The sequence below is a fragment of the Pseudomonas sp. LBUM1656 genome, assembly GCF_059716065.1.
In genome coordinates this window covers 1,618,836-1,637,787 of record NZ_CP166800.1, presented here as the reverse complement: position 1 = coordinate 1,637,787, position 18,952 = coordinate 1,618,836, and the positions used below count along the sequence as shown (strand labels likewise).

The 18,952-nt window shown below is 59.0% G+C and carries 8 protein-coding genes; 4 read left to right on the top strand and 4 right to left on the bottom strand.

The window, feature by feature from the left end; translation table 11 throughout:
- Nucleotides 1-280 precede the first annotated feature (280 nt).
- Entirely contained in the window at nt 281-12,034 is an 11,754-nt protein-coding gene (locus ACA072_RS07290) for a two-partner secretion domain-containing protein (protein WP_497623791.1), read from the bottom strand.
- A 378-nt stretch (nt 12,035-12,412) separates the two neighbouring features.
- Here ACA072_RS07290 and ACA072_RS07285 point away from each other — a divergent pair, with 378 nt between their 5' ends.
- From ACA072_RS07285 to ACA072_RS07275, 3 genes are all read left to right on the top strand, one after another.
- On the top strand, nt 12,413-12,688 hold the full coding sequence (locus ACA072_RS07285; protein ID WP_497623790.1) for a hypothetical protein: 276 nt from the start codon (nt 12,413-12,415) through the stop codon (nt 12,686-12,688).
- 254 nt (nt 12,689-12,942) lie between these two features.
- On the top strand, nt 12,943-13,527 hold the full coding sequence (locus tag ACA072_RS07280; RefSeq protein WP_497623789.1) for a papain-like cysteine protease family protein: 585 nt from the start codon (nt 12,943-12,945) through the stop codon (nt 13,525-13,527).
- 12 nt (nt 13,528-13,539) lie between these two features.
- Nucleotides 13,540-14,139 (top strand): hypothetical protein, encoded by a 600-nt coding sequence (locus ACA072_RS07275; RefSeq protein WP_497623788.1) that lies wholly within the window; start codon nt 13,540-13,542, stop codon nt 14,137-14,139.
- A gap of 63 nt (nt 14,140-14,202) precedes the next feature.
- Here ACA072_RS07275 and ACA072_RS07270 read toward each other — a convergent pair whose 3' ends face one another.
- Nucleotides 14,203-15,549: a DEAD/DEAH box helicase gene (locus ACA072_RS07270; protein ID WP_008153197.1), complete on the bottom strand. Its 1,347-nt coding sequence runs from the start codon at nt 15,547-15,549 to the stop codon at nt 14,203-14,205.
- A 192-nt stretch (nt 15,550-15,741) separates the two neighbouring features.
- Here ACA072_RS07270 and ACA072_RS07265 point away from each other — a divergent pair, with 192 nt between their 5' ends.
- On the top strand, nt 15,742-17,040 hold the full coding sequence (locus tag ACA072_RS07265) for a mechanosensitive ion channel family protein (protein ID WP_497623787.1): 1,299 nt from the start codon (nt 15,742-15,744) through the stop codon (nt 17,038-17,040).
- Between the two features lie 35 nt (nt 17,041-17,075).
- Here the strand turns inward: ACA072_RS07265 and ACA072_RS07260 are convergent, their stop codons facing one another.
- On the bottom strand, nt 17,076-17,924 hold the full coding sequence (locus tag ACA072_RS07260) for a mechanosensitive ion channel family protein (RefSeq protein WP_497623786.1): 849 nt from the start codon (nt 17,922-17,924) through the stop codon (nt 17,076-17,078).
- Between the two features lie 99 nt (nt 17,925-18,023).
- Nucleotides 18,024-18,890, bottom strand: a complete 867-nt coding sequence (locus tag ACA072_RS07255; RefSeq protein WP_497623785.1) for a carboxylate/amino acid/amine transporter — start codon at nt 18,888-18,890, stop codon at nt 18,024-18,026.
- Nucleotides 18,891-18,952: the final 62 nt, after the last annotated feature.

The window sequence follows — 18,952 nt, the reverse complement described above, 5'->3', positions numbered from 1 at the left end:
TCGAATCTTCGAACACGAGTTCCAATACCCCATCGTCTGCGAAACTGGCAGACTGCACATCTTGATTAAGAAACCCATAAAGCAAAACAGAAGTGTAAACATTTTCCCCATGCCCTGACAGACGACCATTGCCATCCTCACACTCGAAAGGGCACTGACACATTACAGATGCGCCATTCGCAAATAGTAATATTTGCGAGCCAATCCCTACCGTTATGCCCACCAGACTGGTGGACTCCAACTCTATTAAATCTCTTCTCTCAAGCATTAATCTTTCCTCCTAACGAGGCGGCGGAGTGGTGTTTGGGGGTAACGGAACATGTGTATCGCCTCTTCCACCTGGTTTTCCTGTTGCTGGATTTATCGCCTGCCCTTTATTCATATAGACCCAATAACCATTCTGTAAGCCTGGAACAGGAGTTGAACCCGACGGCATCACCCTGATGAATGTACTGCCTTTGTCAGCCGGGTTAGTTCCAGGAGGGTAGTAAATCGTACTCCCAGGCACTCTGCCAGGTCGGCTTATCCAGCCCTGAGGAATGACAGGACCTTGCGGCGGATTTGTAAACGGCTCAAGTTTAGGAGGTATTTTGGGGCCCGATCCTGTCTGCCCACCACTGCTACCTGCACCAACCGGGTTTTTACCCAGAATCGCCATGCCCAGCGAAAACGTCAGGCCAGTGATCGCCGCTACCCGTTCGTCCAAAGACAACTTCCGCCCAGCCTGCACGTCAAGCCAACTGGTGTCCTTCACCCATTGATCTACCGCTGCCAATTCATCTGGCGTTAGCCAGCCCTCTTTGAGGTTCTTCGCAAAGGCAATTTGTTTATCCGAAGTAAACATGGCTCCCCAGCTATCGACACCCGGAGGAGGGATGGCAATACCCCCCGGATTCCCGGTGAGGAGCCCTGCCATATCGTAAGAGATGTTGCGCCGCAGGAACTCCATCAGATCCTTGGCGACGGGGGCATCCAGTGAGACAGCACTTTTCTGGATCGCATCCACACACGCTCTGCTTTTACAGGCATTCATCGCCGACGAACGTTGGGCCGACAGCTCTTCGAACCGTCCAACGATCTCGCGGATGTTCGCTGCGCTGCAGCCCTCAGTCGCCCGGCAGCCCTGAAGCTCCTTGAGCAGCCGCTCCGCTGAAGGGTGGTCGAGGTTGTTGTACTGGGTTGCGTTTGCCGTTACTGCAGCTGCGGAGTTCGGATCGCCCCCGGTAAAGGCCGCCGTCAACACGCCTATCAGTTGAGAGGCCGCCAGCAGCTTATTCACGCCTTGCTGATATTCCAGGCTGTTTCTATCGACGCCAACCGGTAACAACTTATCAGTCAGGAAATCAACCAATGCTTCATTCGCGCCCGCCGCAATCGCCCCCGTTCGGAAGTCCCCGCCCATTGCCTCCGCCATCAAACCACCCAACGCCGCGTGCATTACGACTTTGGAGAGCTTGCCGTCTTCGAACACAGTGATGTCGCCAATCTTGTTCGCCGTGACCGCACCACCAATGGTGATCGCCGAGCCAAGTGCCGATGCCACCAGGTTGTCTTTCAGACTGCCGCCCATGACGGCGGTTTTTGCCAAGGCGTCAGCCGCGGCCTTGATGGCTACGGTCTGCAGGGTGTCCACATCAAACTTCAGTTCGGTTGGAACAAAACCAAACTTGGCAGCGATGCCTGCCGTAACACCGGCAAGCACATAACCTTTGAGGCTCTCAGACGAGAAGACATCCTTGAACACGTCTCCAAGGTGGCCTTTGTTGTTGATGGTACTGACCGCCGTGGTACTGGCCATCGACGTCAGTACGGCGGAAGCGATGATGTTGCCCAGCCCGGCAGTCGTCGCCGCCGCGCCGGTGGTGGCTGCCGCCATCGTACCGCCCGCCGCGCCCAGGCTGCCACTTGCAGAAGCGACTGCGGCACTCGCCGCCCCCGCCGTCAGCACACTCACGATGATAATCACCGCCAGCATTGCCGCCGGCCCCATCCCCGAGTTGCTGTACTTGAAGGAGTCGTGCGTTTCCTTCACCAGGCGCCAGTCAACATCACCGCGTTTCTCGGCATCCTTGAGCCAGGCCAGCCCGGGATCAGCCTTGATCATGGCATCAATGGTCTGACTGACGGTGCTCTGGCTGATGTCCTTGATGTCGATGTTCAAGCCTTCGACGGCTTGGATCACCAGGTTGCCATTGGCAATCATTTCACTCTGGCGCAACGTCTCGTCGGTATTGCCCCGGCCCTTGGCCGAGTTCCAGACCATGCTGTTATTGCTTTTTGTGTGGCTTTCCTGGTGCAGGTCTTTCACGGCTTCGAAGGTGATGGAGCCGCCGCTGAGCAAGGAGATGTCCTTGGCACTGTCGAGCTTGGCCGCCTGATAGCGCTGATCACCGCTACTGAGCAGCGTAAGGTTGCCACCCGAGGTGATTTCAGTACCGACATTTCTTACATCGGTGACTTCATCACGCTTGGATTTTCCGGTGCCGAAACTGCCCTTTTTCTTCATGTCATACAGCGAGTAATCGCTGTCTTGCGCCGCCAGCAGCTCCAGGTTCCCACCGGCCACCAGATATGCCTCGTCACCAGCCTTTATCCGGCTCGACACCAGCGTCATGTCGGCGCCAGCTTTCAGGGTGACGTCGCCGCCCCCGGTAATGGTCGACGCGACTTGCTTGACATGGTCTTCCTGGCGCAGGGTGTGGCCGACTTTGGAGGATGTATGGCTTTCGTCTGCGGCCGACGTGACGAACAGGTTGTCGGTAGCCGTAATTGCCACGTCACCCTTGGCAGCGATGTCGCTGGCGACCACGGCGATGTCCCGACCGCTTTTGAGGGTCAAATTTCGGCCAGCGTCGATCGTCGCACCCAGTTGCGTGGTGCTGTCGTTGAGGTAGCGGTATTTGCTGTCGGCATTGCGCTCTTGCACAGACACAACATTGATGTCGCGAGTGGCATCGATGTAGGTGTCACCACCGCTTTTCATCACGCCACCGGCGTTGGTGATATCGCGCCCAGCCGAAGCGGTCAATTCGTTGGCCGCTTCAATCCGCGCGGCGGTGTCAACGTAGTCCCGGTGCTGCGTTTTGCCGGAGTAGCTGGCGTCCATGCTGGTCACGGTGCGTTCGTTGATCACATCGCCAGCGATGGAGACCATATTCACGTCGCGCCCGGTAATGATGCCGCCGGCCTTGTTCACCAGGTTATTACCCGCCAGCAAGTCAACACGGCCGCCCGCCTCGATCAGGCCACTGTTGGACAGGTCGTTGGTGGCCGTAGCGCTGAGGTTATTACTGGCGCGCAAAGTCCCTGAGTTCTCCAGATTCGCCCCGGCAATCAGCGTCACATCCGAGCCCTGGATCAATGCCCCATTCGGTGCTAGGCGATTATTGGCGTTGGCCAGGTACAACACCGGCACCAGGACCTTCTCACCATTCACTTCATGCTCTTCCAGCCAGACAATGTCGTGGGTCAGGGCTGCGACTTGTTGGGCGGTGAGGGTCACGCCCATGGAAAGATTGAGCTGATCCTTACTGGCGATGGCGTTGTTCATCAGGTACTTGAACAGGCCTTCATCCGTGGTCTGGCCGTTGATGTAACGCTGGCCGGTGCGGGCAACGACCGCTTGCTGAACCAGGCGCTGTTCGAAGAGGCCGTCGCCCAGGCGTTTGGCACTGACGTCCGGGTCGTAGCCGAGGTTGCTCAGCAGATAATCCGAACTCATGAACGATTTGAGGTCGGTGAGGACCGGATTGGTTTCGATCAGGTATTTATGCGCGTTGGACGGTGCCTTGACATCCGGCAGGCCGGTGACGCGTGCCGTTGGAAGAATACCGATAGCGGACTTGAGGGAATTGGTCCGTATATCGGCGCCAACGCCGGTCGATTTAACGCTCAAATCGAGTGTACTGGCATCGGTCTTGATGACCGTCGGCGTACGTCTGACCGGCTCTACCGCGCGATCATCCGTGGAAACAGCGGGCGGCCTGTCGATCGACAAATCTCGCGGGCCACCGCTGCTGGCGGCGGTTATGTGTCCCAGCGTACTGACGCTTTCGCTACCCACGGCCCAACCCGGCGGATGAATCGTGCCCGCCCCCGCTGGAGCGTTGTTTGTACCTTCCGCACTGAGGCGGAACAGGCCATTTTGCCCGGTTGGCAAGGCGAAGCCAGGCAGGCTCAGCGGGTTGACTTGTTGCTGAGAGAGGTCCGGTGGCAGCTGGCCGTTGAGGTGCACTAACAACGGCTTTCCGGTGCCACCACCCTGGGTGTTTTGCCGGCGATCAACGCCAGCAACAAAGGCATAATCCTCGTGGATAACGCTGTTGGTGAGGTTTTTGGTGGCGGTGATGTTGACCTTGCCGCCGGCCTGGACGATCGCATTCTGAACAGTGCCGCCGTCACGGGATACTTCGGTGTCTACTACCGAGTAGTTCAGGAGCTGAGCCGGTATCGACATCAAATTATTCGGGTCGTATTCCGACTTCTCGTAACGATCCGGATGATGCCAGGCGCCGTAGCCGATCAGTTTTCGGCCGGTTTCACTGTCCACCAGAATGTCGCGGACTTCCTCACTGCCTTTCCAGTAATACGTTTCGGTTGAATAATTGGCGGTGCGGAACTGACCGGCATTATCAATGTAGTGAAAGGTCAACGGGCCGTTGTCGTTGCGTTTGTTGTACTCCCACAATTCACCTTGCATGAATCGGGCGTGCGTACCATCGGTGATCCCGTCCGCGCTGAAGACCCGCGTGCGCTCGATGGTGCCGGCGGATGCACCGAGGTTGGTGAAATTGTTGGCGTTGATCGTGATGTCTCGTGCGGCGACCAGTTCGCTGCGGCTATTCAGGAAGTCGCCGCCGTTGAATGTGAAGTTACCGCCCGAGGTCAATTTTGCGCCCGGCGATTGATCAGAGACGCCAGCCTCGTAAATCTCCTTCAAGCCGTAATCGACGGAAAAAGTATCGCCGCTGCAATCATTGCAATGAACGGCAAGGAAGCTGGACACCAATTTGCGCGAAACCTCGAACTTTTCCCCGCGGTTGTTCAGCGTTGTGGCGTCGATCGACATGTTGCCGACGCTCTCCATGACCCCGGAGATGTTATCCACCACGTTGGCCCGAGCCGCACCGGCGTAGCCCTTGATCGTGAGGTCACCCAGGCTGTAGAAGTCGCCTTGGTTGTTGGTGAGGCTGCCGACTTCCAGCGCGGTATTTTCGCCACTGAAAATCAGGCCGCGATCGTTCACCAGGTTCGGCGTTTTGATCAGCACCGATTGCGAACCACCCAGCGTGCCGGTGTTGTTCAGGCTGCCGGCTTCAACGCTCAGATCGCCGTTGGAGGTCAGGCGTCCGGCGTTGTTCAGTAACCCGCCAATCTTGATGTCTGTGTCGCCGCCACCGGCAATACTGGAAACCGCGTTCAGGCTCAACTGCGCCGCCGACAGATAGAGTCCGCCGAGGCTCGACACCCTCCCGTTGCCGCTGTAGCTGCCGGCCAGTTGCATGTCCATCATGCCGTCGCTGGCGATCAAGCCATCGTTGGTCCAGTTGCCGCCGCGTGCTTGCAAATGATCAGCGGCGAGCAGTTGGCCAGTGGCGGTCTGACTGAAGTTGTTGACGTTGACGTTCAAGCGCCCGGCCTGGATGACGCTGGAGTTGCTCCAGGTATCGGCATTCAGGTCCAGGCTGCCACGGGTAGTGATGCCACCCCCGGCGCCAATCACGTTGGCGGTAGAGATATCAAACCGGCCACGCCCCACATGGTTGAGTTGGCCACCGGCATTCAGGAAACTGCCAACGGCTACGGTCAAGTCGGTATTCGCGGTTTCCAGCACGCCGTTACGATTGTCCAGCAGCCCGCCAATCTGGAAGCTGGTTTTGTCGATGCTGCCGAGCGACCGCAGCCGGCCAGTCTGGTTGTCGAGGCTGGCGGCTTTAACGGTCAACGTGGTGTCGCTTTCGACGATGCCGCTACGGTTGTTCAGGGCGCCATTGAGGTTGAGGTTAATGCGGTTGCCGGCGATTTGCCCGGTGCCGTTGTCCAGGCTGGAGCCGGTCACGCCCACCAGGCCTTTGGCGTAGAGGCCGCCGTTGCGGTTATCCAGTGCGCCAGTGGTGAGGGTGACGTCACTGACCTGCGCCGAGATCCGCCCACCGTTGTTGTCCAGGCCGGCCAATGCCGACAGGGTCAGGCGTTGACCTTGAATAACCGCTCCCTGGCGATTGTTGTTGAGGTCAAAACCGTTGCGCAGCACACCGACGGTCTGCGCTTCAAGAGCCCCCTTGATGCTCGACAGCACGCCACCGCGGTTATCGATGTTGGCCGCGTTAACGTTGACGTCGCCGTTTTCGGCGATGACTTTGCCGCTCTGGTTATCGAGGTCGCCGCTGACGTCGAGGGTCAGCCCGTTCTGGCTCTGGAGCGAGCCCTTACCGTTGACCAGGCTGGCCGCGTGCACTTGCAGACTGGCGTTCTTGCTGTAGATCAGACCGTTGGCGTTGTTCTGCACCGCGCCGCTGGCGGTGACCGACAAAGCGTCGTTGGCAGCCAGGGTGCCGTTGTTGCTGTTGTCCAGGGAACCGGTCAACAGGGTCAGCGTTTTTTGGCTGGCGAGTTGACCGTTCTGGTTACTGAGGTCGGTAACTCCCTTGATCAACACCGGACCGGCGCCGGCCAGTTTGCCGCCGTTGTTGTCCAGTTGCGCCAGCAGGCTGAGGGTAATCGCGCCGTTGCCGATGATTTGGCCGTTCTGATTGTCCACGCCGCTGGCGGTCGCGTTGATCGCCTGTTGCGCATTGATCACACCGCCAACGTTGGTGAGTGCAGCACTAGTGATGTCGAGAGCGGCGCCACTGTCGATCAGGCCTCCCAGATTGTTGTTCAGCGAGCCGCTCAGGTTCAGGGTCTGCCCTGCCGTGCTGCTGAGGATGCCCTTGTTGCTGTTGTCCAGACTGGTGGCTTTGACGCTCAGGCCGCCTTTGCTGACCAGAGCTCCGTCGTTGCTGTTGAGCAAGGCCCCCTTGAGGTCTACGGCGACGTCGCCCTCGCGGCTCGAAAGCGTACCGCTGGCGCGGTTATCCAGGCTGTCGCCATTGACGGTCAAACCTTCCCAGCCAGAAATCAGGCCCTTCTGGTTGATGAGCGTGGTGCCATTGAGAGCCAGCTTCTGGCTGGTGATCAGTTTGCCGGCGCTGTTATCCAGGGCCCGGGCGATAATGTCGAAACCGAGGTTGCTGGAGATCTCGCCGCTGTGGTTGTTGAGGTCACGCAGACGCTTGAGGGTCAACGGACCTTTGGCCGTGAGCAGGCCGTTACGGTTGTCGAAGTCACCGTTGGCCAGGTCCACGGTGACCGCTTTATCGCCCAGCACGCGTCCGCCGTTCTGGGTCAGGAACGTGAGCTTCAGGTCGATATCGCCCTTGGCCGAGATTTCACCGTCGTTGCTCGAGTCCAGGTTTGTCGCGGTCAGGCTCAGGTTGCCCTGACTATTGATCAGGCCGCCGTCACGGTTGTTCAAGGCCATGGCATTGAGGATGACTGCCGCACCGCCGAGTAGGCTACCGCTCTGATTGTTCAGGTCGGCGCTGTTCAGTTTCAGCGTTTGTACGGCGTTGATCAGGCCTTTGTCATCGTTGCGCAGCAGGCCGGTCACCGTCAGATCCAGATCAGCGCGACTGCTCAAAGTACCGCCACTGTTGTTCAGCGTGCCGGCGCGGGCGTCGAGCGTTGCGCCGCCGATCAGGCCTTTGACGTTGTCCAGCGCGTTGGCGATGCGCAAGGTAAGGTCCTGATTGCTCAGCAGTTTGCCGTTGTTGCTGTTGGCGAGGCTTTGTGCGGCGAGCGTGAACGCTTCGGCGCTGGAGATTTCCCCGCCCTGGTTGTTCACGCCGCTGAGTTGTTTGAGCAGCAATGCGCCGGGGGCGTTGATCAGGCCGTTCTGGTTGTTCAGTTGACCGTTGTTCAAGTTAAGGCTGAGGCTGCTGTTGCTGAACAGTTTGCCGCCCTGTTGATCCAGCCCTGTGACACTCGCCGTCAACGCGCCTTGGCTGCCGATGCGCCCGGCGTCCTGGTTGGTGACTTGGCCGGCGACCAGATCGAGGGTGCTGGCGCTGGTAAGTTGTCCGCCCTGACTGTTATCGAACGCGCTGGTGGTGACGGACACGGCACCCTTGCCGCTGATGCTGCCCTGCTGGCGGTTGTCGAGGCTGGCGCTGGTGACGGTGAGTGCGCCGTCGGTCACGACCGCACCGCCCTGGTTGGCGATGCTGCCATTACTGGTGAGCACCAGGTCGGCCGCGCTGGACAGGCTGCCTTTGGTGTTGGTCAATTGCGCGGTGTTTACGGTGAGGGCCGACTCGCTGCTGACACGCCCGTCACTGTTGTCGAAGGTGCCTGTCAGGTTCAGGCTCATGCTCTGCAGGCTAACGAGGTTGCCACCACTGTTATCCAGTAAACGCCCCAGCAGATTCAATGCGCCGGTGGCGTCGATCATGCCTTTATTGCGGTTGAGCAACTGGTCGAACGTCAGCGTCATCGCCTTGCCGGCAGTTATTTTACCGCCATCACTGTTGTCGAGTTTTTTACCGGTGATCGTCAGGTCGGCATTGGTGGTCAGTTCGCCCCCGCGATTGTCGAGATCATCGACTGTCAGGGTTACGTCTTTGGTGGCACCCAGCAAACCGTTTTGGCGGTTATCGAGTGTGTCGGCGGTGACCTGCAACGTGCCGGTGGTGATCAGCTTGCCTTGCTGGTTATCCAGGTGTTTGACCTTGACCGTCGCCTCGCCTTTACCGGCGATTTCGCCGTTACGGTTGTCAACGGTGTCGGCGGTGATCTGCAGTCCACCATCAGCGATGACCACACCGCGCTGGTTATCCAGGGTGCCATCGATGCTGAGTTCCAGCTCGCCGTGACTGCTGATCAAGCCTTCAGTGTTGTCGAGGCTGGCACTGTGGCTATCGATGGACGCGGCGGAAATTGCACCTTTGACGTTGTTCAACGCGTGGGCAATGCGCAGGGTCAGACCCTGACTGCTCAGCAGTTTGCCGTTGCTGTTGTCGAGGCTCTGCACAGCGAGTGTGAAGGCTTCGGCGCTGGAGATTTCCCCGCCCTGGTTATTCACGTCACTGAGTTGTTTGAGCAACAAAGTGCCGGGGGCGTTGATCAAGCCCTTTTGGTTGTTCAACTGGCCATGGTTCAGGTCCAGGCTCAAGCTGGTTTTGCTGAACAGCTCTCCGCCCTGCTGATCGAGCCTGGTGACCGAGGCGGTCAAGGCTTGCTGACTGGCAATCCGCCCGGCGGCGTTGTTGACCTGTTTGGCCGTCAGATCCAGGGTCGAGCCACTGGTGAGGCGCCCGCCCAGGCTGTTATCGAAATAACTGGTGACCACGTGCGTAGCGTTCTTGCCCGAGATCAAGCCCTTTTGACTGTTGTCGAGGCTCGCGCTGTCGAGGCTCAAGGTGCTGTCGGCGCTGATCGAACCACCCACATTGCGCAGTGCTCCACGGCTGGTCACTGACAACGCACCGGCACTGCTCAGGCTGCCGCCGTCGTTATCGAGGCTGCCCGCGTTGACAGTCAAGCTTCCTTCGCTGCTGATCAAACCGTCGAGATTGAGCAAGGCGGCGTCGAGGGTAATCACCAGACCGTTGAGGCTGTTGAGCGTACCGCCACTATTGTCCAGCAAGGTGCCAGTCAACGTCGTGGCGCCTTTGCCGACGATCAGGCCTTTGTTCCGGTTGATCAGGTTGGCGACGGTCAATGCCAGATCCGTGGCCGCCAACACCTTGCCGCCATCGCTGTTGTCCAGACGCTGGCCGTTGATGGTCAACAGCAGGCTGCTGGAGATTTCGCCTGCGCGGTTGTCGATGTCACCGACATTGAGTGTCAGCGCTTTAGTGGTGCCGACCAGACCTCCATTGCGGTTATCGAGAGAGGTGCCGGTCAGGCTCAGATTGCCCTGGGCGACCAGCGCACCGCCCTGTTGTTTCAGCAGGCCAATGACGGCGGTGAGATCGCTCTGGCTGGAGATGCGCCCAGCGGCGTTTTGCACTTCACTGGCGTTGAGCGTCACTGGACCCGCTGCGCTGAGCAAACCGCCCGTATTGTCAAATCGAACGCCGACATAACCGACGCCGGCCTTGCCGCTGATCAAGCCTTTGTCGCGGTTGTCTAGCTGGCCTATTTGCAGGTCCACCTGTTTGTCCGCCTGAATCACGCCACCGCGGTTATCGGCGGAAGCGCTGCCGACAGACAGCGTGTTTTTACCAATGACTTTGCCACCGCGGTTGTCGAGACTGCCGGTTTGCACATCGACGGCGCCCTTGGCGGTGATTTCACCGGTGTTGCGGTTGTCCAACAAACCGGTGATGTGTGCATTAAGGCTGCCATCGCTGACCACCACGCCTGCGTCACGGTTGTCGAGGCTGGCGGCGTTGATCGTTACGGTGGTGCCGGAGCCCAGCACGCCATCGCGGTTGTCCAGTGCGCCGCTGAGGTCGATGCTCAAACCCAGGTCACCGAGCACCTGACCGCTGCGGTTGTTCAATGTCATCGCGGTGAGTCGGGTAAGGCTTGTGCTGGACACTTCACCGTTACTGTTATTGAGCTGACCGATGTTGGCGGTCAAGTTGCCCGAACTGTTGATCAGTCCGTTCGAGTTGAACACCTGATTAGCCACCACGTTCAACGCGCCACTGCTCAATACTCGGCCGTTATTCTGGTTGTCCAGGGTGCCAGCGTTGATGTTGGTGGTTTGTTGAGCGCTAAGCGTGCCGCCTTGGTTGCTTAATGTCTGTGCGGTATTGATCGACAGGTTGCGGCTGGCAACCACGCTTTTGCCGCTGTTGTTGAAATTCTGCGCGGTCAGGCTTACATCACCATTAGCGTTGCGACCGTAATCGGGATTAACCCCGGCCTCGATGATGCCGTTGTTGGTCAACTGCCCACCGGTGCTCAGGGCAATGCTGTCGCGGGCGGCGAGGGTTTGCTGGTTGCTCAGGTTGCCTTGGGTTTGCACGTTTAGCGCGGTGCCCGCATACACCGGACCGCGAGCGTCGAGGCTGGCGGCTTTGACGTTTACGGCGCCGTTGGTGGCCGAGGTGTCGACCAGGCTCAAGTGGCCGCTGGCATCGAGTTGAATGTCGCCACCGCTGGCGATCAGTTTGCCGTCGAGCTTCACCCCGACGCCCGACTCTGTGCCGACCAGTTTGATCGCCCCGGCATACATCCCGCCCAGCGCCGACGAGTCGATGGCCAGTTGCGGTTTCGCGCTGCCGTCATCGGTGCGTGCGGTGGCGTTGAGCGTCTGCGCGTTGACGTCGTTGCGACCGGCCACAATCGTCAGGTTCTTCGCCTGGATTTCGGCGTTGATCTTCGCGCTGCGGGTGATGATTTCGAAGCTGTCGACGTTGTTGGCGTTCAACCCGGCGCCATCGATAGAGACGCTGCCCTGATCGACCTGGAAGCGATCCAGACGTCCGTTGTCGAGCACCGGTTTGCCGGTGGTCAGCGTCACACGCGGCGTGTTGATGAAACCGCAGCCGTTGCAACTGATGCCGTAAGGGTTCGCCACGATGACGCGTGCCGACTGCCCCGCCACTTCCGTATAACCGCGCAGCTGGCTCGGACTGCCGCCGACCACTTCGTTGAGAATGGTTTGCGCCGCGACCCGGTTGGTGAGGTTGGGGTTGCCGACGATGATGCCGCCCAGTTGCGTCGCACCGGTCTGGTTGGCGACGTTGTTGAGGATGACTCCCTGGGTGCCGACGTTGTAATCGTGAAACTGGTTATGCGACAGGCCGGTGCCATTGGGCGTGGCAATATTGACGATCGGCACGCCATTGCCCGCCTGCCCGAGACTGGTCCCCGGCGTGGCCACGACGATCCCCTCGGCCTGCGCCCACATCGGTTGCCAGAACATCACGTTGGCCAACAGGAACGCCAGTCCGCGCTTGGGCATGCCCCAGAAGTGCTCGCGGGCTTTCACGGCGGCAGAAGGTTGGCGAACAAGGAAAGCGTATTGGCGAACGTCCATGTCAAGAATCTCGATGCAGCAGGGCAAGGGGAAATAGCAAATCGAAGGTGAAGTAATCCCGCCAAGGTCAGCGCACAAGGCATTGGCCATCGGTCACGACAAAGATGGGCAGGGAGACGCCCGGATAAGAATGTCCAGTGCGTGGCGAACCGCGCCTTCGCTACCCTCAGCGACAGGCTGCTCGATTCCTCGAAACGGCAAAGTGATATCACTTTAGTGGCGCGATATTAAGTTGCCATCATTCTGACGTCAAATAGTGGATTGGGTGTTTTTTCGAAAGCGCTCTAGTACGGGGCTTCGCGTGATCAGCCTGAACTTTTCAGTGCGTTTAACCCTCCACTCAGTAACGTCGCGATCCCGATAAAAGAGGCCTGTCCGATGAAAACCCTGCTGAAACTAACTCTCGCCACCACCCTCGCCTGCGCCCTTCCCGCCTGGGCCTGCACCCCCGAGGAAGCCACGGCCAAGCGCGAACAGCTGGCCAAGGAAGTGACCAGGCTCACGGAACAGAATCCGGCCAAGGCCAAAGAGATCAACGATGAGCTGCAGAAGATGGATCTGGGCACCGCCAGCGCGGATCTGCCCGACAAATGCCAACTGATTGATCAGCGGTTGAAAGAGCTGAAGACGGCGGACAAAAAAGCCGAGAGCTGAAACCAGGGCCTTTGGATAGCTACAACGCAAGAATGACGGTTCCTCCGGCGCTGCCAAAGGCGCCGTTCTTTCGATCTGGAATTTGCACTAGTGCATTTAATTATTTGCACAAACGCATATATCTGCCTAAGGTTACCTCGAGCCCGGATCGGAGCCGGCCATCCAGCATGGCAAAACGCACACGCCGATCGCTCAGCAACACCGCTACAGACCCACTAGCTGGACGCTAGTTTTCACTCATGGAGGATTGAAAAATGTTAACCACTGAAGCAACGTCATTCACCGGCGAAACCCTGCCAAGGTGCCTGGCCGGTCGTCTACTCAACCCGCAACTGTCCGATGTCCAATCGGCTGCCCCACTCAACGCACTGGCTGCTGCCAGTCTCAACTTCACAATGCAGAAGCAAACCCAGACCAACTGGTGCTGGGCGGCAGTTTCCGCGTCGGTCGGCAACTATTACGGCACCGGGTCCTGGACCCAATGCGGCGTGGCTACCACTGCGCTCGACCGCAACTGCTGCAATCAACCGGGGCCGTGCAACGTGTATGGCTATCTGGATACGGCCCTGAGGATTACCCGCAGTTTCAACGGCATGAACCAGGGTTCGCTGCAGATGTCGGCCATCCAGAACCAGATCAACATGGGTCGGCCGATTGGTTTGCGCTGTGCCTGGTACGGTGGTGGTGCCCACTTCCTGACGATCTATGGCACCAACGGCAACTACGTGTTGGTTGCAGACTCGATCTACGGCTACTCGACCCGAGCGTTGAACTCGTTCCCCGGTTCTTACAACGGCGGCGGCAACTGGACCAACACTTACTTCACCGTGAAAAACTAGGAGGGCGACATCATGCAACTGACTTATCCAAAGGCGCCTTCCAACGGCGTGCAGACATTGCGTCCGGCGCTCCAAGCCGCCCTGCAAAACCAAGGCTTCGGCGTCAATCGCCAGTTTGCCAATGCCACGCCCGGCAAGATCAGCCTCAGCGAGGCCTACCGTGGTTACTCGCTCAGCCTGGAGGACGTGAGCCAGGGCAAAGGCCTGAAAGACGCCAAGATTGGCGATTGGCATTACCTGGTGTTTTCCGATGGCGTGACGATTGCCGATGCACAATTGGCCGACGTCCGCGGTCATGTCGAGTTCGCCTCGCTGAACCACGGAGCCATGGCGGCCGCGACGGTCGGCGCGTTGAAACTAGCGGAACAGTCGCCGCAACTGCAGGGTAAAACCGTTGAACTGCGGGTACTGTTTGTTTCGGCATTGCACTTGGTGGCGATCTGGCTGCATGCAGACGATAGCGACGTGCTGATCCCGATTGAGCCGACCCCCAGGGAACTGGCGGTCACTCAGTTGTACAGCGAGGCTGCCTTGCTCGCCTTGCTCAAACCGAAGGCTGATCAAGCCAAACAACGCTTTGATGCGGACACCCGTGGGCTGTTGGGGAGCTGACAAACGCTGGAGATAAAAAAACCCGGACACTGTCCGGGTTTTTTATTGGATCGCTACGGCGCTTTATTCAGCTGCCGGCGCTTCCGGCTTGCGGCGCTTGAGCGGCGCCATGCCGTCCTTGCTGACCAGCGACAGGGCGTCGGTCTTAGGGCGGTTGGCGATTTTGCGTTTGGTCGGGGCCTTGGCGCCGGTTTTCTTCTTGTCGCCTTTGGCGTCGACTTTTTTCTTCTTCACGCCAACGGCTTTGCCCGAGGCCTTGACCTTTTTCGGTCCGCCGTAGGTGCCTTTGACTTCCTTGATGGTGCGGCGCTCGAAGCTCTGCTTGAGGTAGCGCTCGACGCTCGACATCAGGTTCCAGTCGCCGTGGCAGATCAGCGAGATGGCCAGGCCATCGTTGCCAGCACGGCCGGTGCGACCGATACGGTGAACGTATTCGTCGCCGCTGCGCGGCATGTCGAAGTTGATCACCAGGTCCAGGCCTTCCACGTCGAGGCCGCGAGCGGCAACGTCGGTGGCGACGAGGATTTTCACGCCACCCTGCTTCAGGCGATCGATCGCCAGTTTGCGGTCTTTCTGGTCTTTGTCGCCGTGCAGCACGAACGCTTTGTATTCCTGCGCCACCAGACGACCGTAAATGCGGTCGGCCATGGCCCGGGTGTTGGTGAACACGATGGCCTTCTGGTAGGTCTCGTTGGCCAGCAGCCAGTTCACGATCTGTTCTTTGTGCTGATTGTGGTCAGCGGTGATGATCTGCTGACGGGTGGTCGCATTCAGATCGCTGACGTTGTTCAACTGCAAGTGTTCCGGGTTGTTCAGAACCTTGGCGACCATCTCGCGCAAGCCCGAACCACCGGTGGTGGCCGAGAACAGCATGGTCTGCTGACGGTTGGTGCACTCTTCCACCAGACGCTGCACGTCTTCGGCAAAGCCCATGTCGAGCATGCGGTCGGCTTCGTCGAGGACCAGCACTTCGACTTCTTTCAAGTCGAGGTTGCCGGCGTTCAGTTGCTCGATCATCCGGCCCGGCGTACCGATCAGGATGTCCGGTACCTTGCGCAGCATGGCGGCCTGGACCTTAAAGTCTTCACCACCGGTGATCAGGCCGGACTTGATGAACGTGAATTGCGCAAAGCGCTCGACTTCCTTGATGGTCTGCTGGGCCAGCTCGCGGGTCGGCAGCAGGATCAGGGTCTTGATGCTGACGCGGACTTTTGCCGGGCCGATCAGACGGTTGAGGATCGGCAAAACGAATGCAGCGGTCTTGCCGCTACCGGTTTGCGCTGTCACCCGCAGGTCACGCCCTTGGAGCGCCAGCGGAATAGCCGCTGCTTGCACAGGCGTTGGCTCGACAAATTTAAGCTCGGCCACGGCTTTGAGCAGGCGTTCGTGCAGGGCGAATTGGGAAAACACGGGTGCTACCTCGAAGAAATACAAAAAAACAGCTGCATAGGGTAACGGTTTCGAGCGCCGAGGCCGAGTTTCTTTATGCAAACGGCGGTAAACAGTGGCTTTTTTGTTGCCTGATTTGTCTCAAAACGTCATGCAAAGCGTCTTAGATGCTCTAATCGCCCCGTCGCGTCCTACAGAAGACCGTTTTCGCCCATGGATATCAAACAGCTCTGGCTCAACGCCCAAGACCTCTGGGGTGCCCTCGATCAGCACCCGCTCCTGCATTCCAGCCTGGCGCTGATCCTGCTGCTGGTGGTAGCGCTGGCCCTCGGACGAGTGGCGCGCTACCTCATTATTCACGCGACCAAAATACTCGGTCGCCAACCGGCCTTGCACTGGATCAACGACTTTCGGCATAACAAGGTCTTTCATCGCCTGGCGCAAATGACCCCGTCGCTGGTGATCCAGTTCGGCCTGTACCTGGTGCCGGAGCTGAGCAAGACCAGCCTGATTTTCCTCGGCAACGTCGCACTGGCGTTCACCATCCTGTTCCTGGTGCTGTCGGTCAGCGCCCTGCTCAGTGCCTTGCTGGACATCTACGCCCGCACCGAACACGCCCGCACCCGGTCGATCAAAGGCTACGTGCAGCTGGCGAAAATGGTCTTGTACGTGTTTGGCGCGATCATCATTGTCGCCACACTGATCGACCGCTCGCCACTGTTGCTGCTGTCGGGTCTGGGCGCCATGTCGGCGGTGATTCTGTTGGTCTACAAGGACACGCTGCTGTCGTTCGTCGCCAGCGTGCAGCTGACCAGCAACGACATGCTGCGGGTCGGCGACTGGATCGAGATGCCGCAAGTGGGTGCCGACGGTGACGTGGTCGACATCACCCTGCACACGGTGAAAGTGCAGAACTTCGACAAGACCATCGTTTCGATCCCGACCTGGCGTCTGATGTCCGAGTCGTTCAAGAACTGGCGCGGCATGCAGCAGTCCGGCGGACGACGGATCAAGCGCAGCCTGTTCATCGATGCCAGCGGCGTGCGGTTTATCCGCGATGACGAAGAGTTGAAGCTGAGCCAGGTGCATCTGCTGACCGATTACATCAGCCGCAAACAGGCCGAACTCAAGGCCTGGAACGAGGCTCAAGGCAACGTCGCGGCGATGTCGGCCAACCGGCGGCGGATGACCAACATCGGGACGTTCCGCGCGTATGCGTTGGCGTATCTGAAGAGTCACCCGGAGGTCCAGCCGAACATGACCTGCATGGTCCGCCAGATGCAAACCACTGCGCAGGGCATTCCACTGGAAATCTACTGCTTCACCCGCACCACGGCGTGGGCGGATTACGAGCGGATTCAGGGGGATATTTTCGATTACCTGCTGGCGGTGCTGCCGGAGTTTGGCTTGAGCCTGTATCAGCAGCCCAGTGGCGGGGATTTAAGGGCCGGGTTACTCCCGGCGATGCTGGGCGCGAGCCACATTCCTGAGCCAGAAAAACACATCATGTAGAACCACAAAACCCTGTGGGAGTGATGGTGTGAGGCTCAGCCGGCTTGCTGCTGGATGATTACCGTCTGCGCCGGCATCGGAGCCGGGAAACCGGCTTCACCGAGGGAATCCTTGATGGTGCGGTTGGTGTCGAAATACACCTGCCAATAGTGCTCGTTGTGGCAGTAAGGACGCACCGCCAACACCGGACCTACCAGATTGAACTCTAAAATCTCCACCTCCACGGCCGGCTCGGCAAGCACATTGGGGATTGCCGCAATGTGTTGTTTCAGCAAGGCTGCCGCCGCTTTCCAGTCGGCCGCACCCGATAGCTGGGCTTTCAGTTCGACACGGCGGAACGGGTTGTGGGTGAAGTTCTGGATGTTGTCGCTGAAAATCTTGTTATTACCGACCAGCGTCAGCACGTTATCCGGGGTGTTGATAGCGGTAGCGAACAGACCGATCTCGGTGACCGTACCCGTCACCCCACCCGCGCAAATGAAGTCACCGACCTTGAACGGCCGCAAGACAATGATAAACGCGCCAGCCGCCAGATTGGCCAACAACCCTGACCAGGCCAGACCAATCGCAAGGCCGACCGCAGCGAGCAGCGCGGCGAAGGTCGTGGTTTGCATGCCCAGGTAGCCGAGAATACCGATCACCAAAATGATGTTCAGCGTCACGGTAATGGCTGAGCCGACATAGCGCAGAACAGTCGGGTCGACCTTCTGCTTGGCCAGGGCCCGCTGCACCATTCCGACAGCAAAGCCTATCAGCCAGCGCCCGACGATCCAGAAGGCGATTGCGGTGAGAATCTTCACCGCGAAAGCGGCGCCATATACCTGTATCACCGTGACTAACGCGTTGAACTTCGCGGTGGTCACGTCAACGATCGTCTCGTCCATGGCAAGGGCTCATCGGAAAGATAGGTCCAAAAACACTAGCACAGCCCACACGCCCCGCCAGTCGACGGACTGCGGTGCGTACATTAATGGCCCCAAGGGTCAGGTCAGCGCCAAAGACTTTCGTACACCCAACCGACTGATCCACACCGCCATCAAGATCACGGACCCACCGAGGAACAGCCGCCCCAGCTCTTCATGCTGATTCCAGATCAGCAAATTGATCAGCAACCCCACCGGCACATGCAGGTTGTTCATCACCGCCAGCGTCCCGCCATTCACCAGGCAGGCGCCCTTGTTCCACCAATACAACCCCAACGCGGTGGAGACCAGGCCGAGGAACACCAGCACACCCCATTGCAACGGCGCCTCCGGCAGGAAATTCTGTTTGCCGAACATCAGGAACGCCGGCAATGCCACCGCCAGCGCGCCCAGGTAGAAGTAGCCAAAGCGTCGGTAGTGCGGAAGATCGCTCGGATGGCGCGCTACCAGGTGCTTATAAAGGACCTGCCCGGCGGCGTAGGTGAAGTTGGCCAGTTGCAGCAGCAGGAAGCCCATGAAGAAATCCGGGTTGATTCGGTCGTAACGAATCACCGCCGCGCCGAGCACTGCCACCAGTGCCGCGACCAATGCCCAGGGATTGAAGCGCCGGTTCAATGCATCTTCGATCAGGGTCACGTGCAGCGGCGTGAGGATGGTGAACAGCAACACTTCCGGCACCGTCAGCACCCGGAAACTCAGGTACAGGCAGACGTAGGTCACGCCGAATTGCAACGCACCGATCAACAGCATGCCGCGCATGAACGCCGGTTCCACCGAACGCCAGCGGGTCAACGGAATGAACACCAGCCCCGCCAACAACACGCGTACCAGCACCGCAAAGTAACTGTCGACATGACCGGCCAGGTATTCGCCGATCAGACTGAAGGAAAACGCCTGGATCAGCGTGACAAAAAGTAGATAGCCCATGCTCGCCTCGTTTCGAATGGCGGCGACGATAGCGGGTTTTATCCGTTATCGCGAACCCTCTG